The sequence below is a fragment of the Actinoalloteichus spitiensis RMV-1378 genome (assembly GCF_000239155.1).
In the GTDB taxonomy this organism is placed as follows: domain Bacteria; phylum Actinomycetota; class Actinomycetes; order Mycobacteriales; family Pseudonocardiaceae; genus Actinoalloteichus_B; species Actinoalloteichus_B spitiensis.
Window position 1 is genome coordinate 1 of record NZ_AGVX02000685.1, and the last position, 2,908, is coordinate 2,908.

The following is a 2,908-nucleotide window of genomic DNA, read 5'->3' on the forward strand; positions in this document are numbered from 1 at the left end:
CGGCGGCGCCCATCCGCAGCGGCTCGGGCTCCCCGGCGGTGCCGGCACCGCGTGCCGGGTCGGGCTGGTCGGGACGCAGTTCCAGCGGCGTCCCCTGCCGCGTTCCCGTGTCATCGCCGATCACCGCTTCCTCCTCGCCTGCTTCGTTCCCCTCGGGGCAGGGGGTGACCCGGCACGTCCACCGGCGGACGCGCTGCGCGCGGACAACTCTCCCCTTACTCTCCCCGGTTACCCGAGTGGGCACGCGTGAATCATCTCGATTCAGTCAAGGGGCCCGCACGGGGGCGTCGGGCGTTTCGCCCGGTCGGCGGGGTTCGGGCCCGGAGACCGGGTGGCCATCCTCTCATTCTCGAGGACGGCCCCCGGGCCTTCCCGATCGCACGGGGCATCGCCTCGACCGCGAGGCCTCCCCGGTGCTCAGAGGTGGCGGGGATCCGCCTGCGGCAGTCCCGCGACCTCGGTTCCCTCCAGGATGACGTTCATGGCCCGGAACCAGGTCCTGGCGGGGGCGTGCCCGCCGTAGATGTTGCCCACGCCGCATTCGGTGACCGGCGGGCCACTGCAGATCGGCTGGGGCGAGGCGCTGTCGCCGAAGATGAGCACGGCGCCGGCCATCTGCGGGGTGGCTCCCGTGAAAGCGGCGGAGCGGTGTCCCTGGGTCGTACCGGTCTTGCCGATCGCGGGCCGGTTCCAGCCGGTGACGTTGGCGGCGTTCGCCGCCGTCCCCACCGTGTCGTCCTTGCTCAGGGCGACGACCATCGAGTTGGCCAGGCCCTCGTCGACGGCTTGTTCACACGGCTGTTCCTCGATCTCGACCGGGTTGCCGTGCTTGTCGGTGATGGACTCGATCGGGGAGGGCGGGCACCACACCCCGCCGCTGGTGAGGGTGGCACTGACGTTGGCCAGCTCCAACACGCTGGTCGGGGTGAAGCCGAGGGTGAACGCGCCCATGTTGTTCTGCTTGAGGAAGTCCCGCTGGGACATGCTGACCCGGGGGTCGTCCGAGTCCGGGTCGATGCCGGTGCCGTTGTGGTTGACCCCGTCCATGCCCTTGCGCAGCCCCAGGCGGTAGGCCATGTCCACCACGTTGTCCAGCCCGATCTCCTCGGACATCTGCACGAAGGTGGTGTTGGGGGAGTGCGCCAGGGAGTCCTGGAGGGAGACCTTGTGGCCCATGCCCCCGGTGACCACGTAGGGGTTGGTGCCGTTGCGGTACACGGACGAGGTGTAGGACTCCGGTGAGTCGAACTCCTGGTGGATCTTGTAGCCCTGCTCGAGCCCGGCGGCGGCGGTGAAGATCTTGTAGGTGGACCCCGTTCCGAAGGGCATCACCGCGCTGGGCAGGTCCCAGCTGGTCTGTCCCCGGTCCGAGTCGACGCCGTAGTCGCGGTTGGCGACCAGCGCCCGCACCTTGTGCGACTCCCGCCCTGGTTCGACCACCGCCATCACGTTGGCGACGCCCGGGGTGGTCTTGGCGACCTCCTCCTCGGCTGCGGCCTTGGCGGCCTGCGTCGCCACCGGGTCCAGCGTCGTCTTGATCGTGTACCCGTTGCGCTTGAGGTCCTCGTCGTCGAAGCCGTGTTCGCGAAGGTAGTTCATCACGTAGGAGCAGAAGAAGCCGTTGACGTCGCCGTTGCCGTGACCGACGCAGCCGTTGGGCAGGCGGTTGAGCGGGTTGACCACGCCGAGGGGTTCCTGCTTGGCCTCCTCCGCGACCTGGCGGCTCTCCTCGACGGTGGCGCCGAGCATGCCTTCCTCACCCATGCGGTTGAGCACGAGGTTGCGGCGGCGCTGGGCGTCCTCTGGGTTCCGGCCGGGATTCAGCACGCTCGGCGCGTTCACCACGGCGGCGAGCAGCGCGGCCTGCGGCAGGTTGAGCTGGTCAGGAGTGGTGTCGAAGTAGGTGCGCGCCGCCTGGTGCACCCCGTAGGTCTCGTTCCCGAAGGGCACGATGTTCAGGTAGCCCGTCAGGATCTCGTCCTTGGTCATGCGCTTCTCGATGTCCAGGGCGATGCGGGCCTCCCGCAGCTTCCTGGCCATCGTCGCCTCGGTGGCCTCACCGAAGGCCTCCTCATCACCGTCGCCCACGATGAAGGCGAGGTAGTTCTTCACGTACTGCTGGGTCAAGGTCGACCCGCCGCCCTCGATGCGGCCGGCGAACTGGTTCTGCACGGCGACCCGGAAGGTCGCCTGCCAGTCGACGCCGTCGTGGTCGAAGAACCGGTGGTCCTCGACGGCGACGATGGCCGCCTTCATCTCGTCGGAGATCTCGTCGGGTCCCACCATCACCCGGTTCTGGTGGTACAGGTAGGCGATCGGATTGTCGTCGCGGTCGGTCACCGTGGTGACCACCGCGGGTTCGGCGCTCTCCATCTCGGCCGATGTCCCGCTCACGGTGTCGGCCGCCTGGTTGGACACCGCGCCGAAGCCGGCCGCCGCGGGGAAGAAGACGGCGGCGAGGAGCACTCCGGCTATCAGACAGAGACCCAGCAGCTTGGAGGCGCCTTTCGCCCGAGCCAGGATCACGGCAGGAACAACCCCTTCCACGGGGCGAGCGAGGACGGCTCACCCGCACGATTCGCGAAACGCTCTCTCACGAGAGGACCGGTGATGGACGGAGGCGTTCGACGAGGTTCCGGCGCCGGGCCGACCCGCGCGCTGGCGCCGGCCGGGTTCCTCCTCCTGGGAGGAGGACGTTCCCACCCGTGTCGGCGTTGCGCGCCGACACGTGATCTGGCTCTCGAACTTCGGTGACCCGGTCCGACCGGGCAGCCCCGTCCGCATCGCATGATCCAGTACCGCACGTCTGACTGACGTTAGCTCAGTCGGGGGATGAACGACTACTCGCGGGAGGCTCCCGCCGCTCCGGGCGCCGGCGCGGGTCCACCCCCGTGGCCGGGGCCCGCCG

Annotated in this window: 1 protein-coding gene; it reads right to left on the minus strand. The window is 69.4% G+C overall.

Features of this window, described 5'->3' with window-relative positions:
• Positions 1–417: 417 nt before the first annotated feature.
• Positions 418–2,526 (minus strand): transglycosylase domain-containing protein, encoded by a 2,109-nt coding sequence (locus ACTIDRAF_RS0223915; RefSeq protein ID WP_016701212.1) that lies wholly within the window; start codon positions 2,524–2,526, stop codon positions 418–420.
• Positions 2,527–2,908 lie beyond the last annotated feature (382 nt).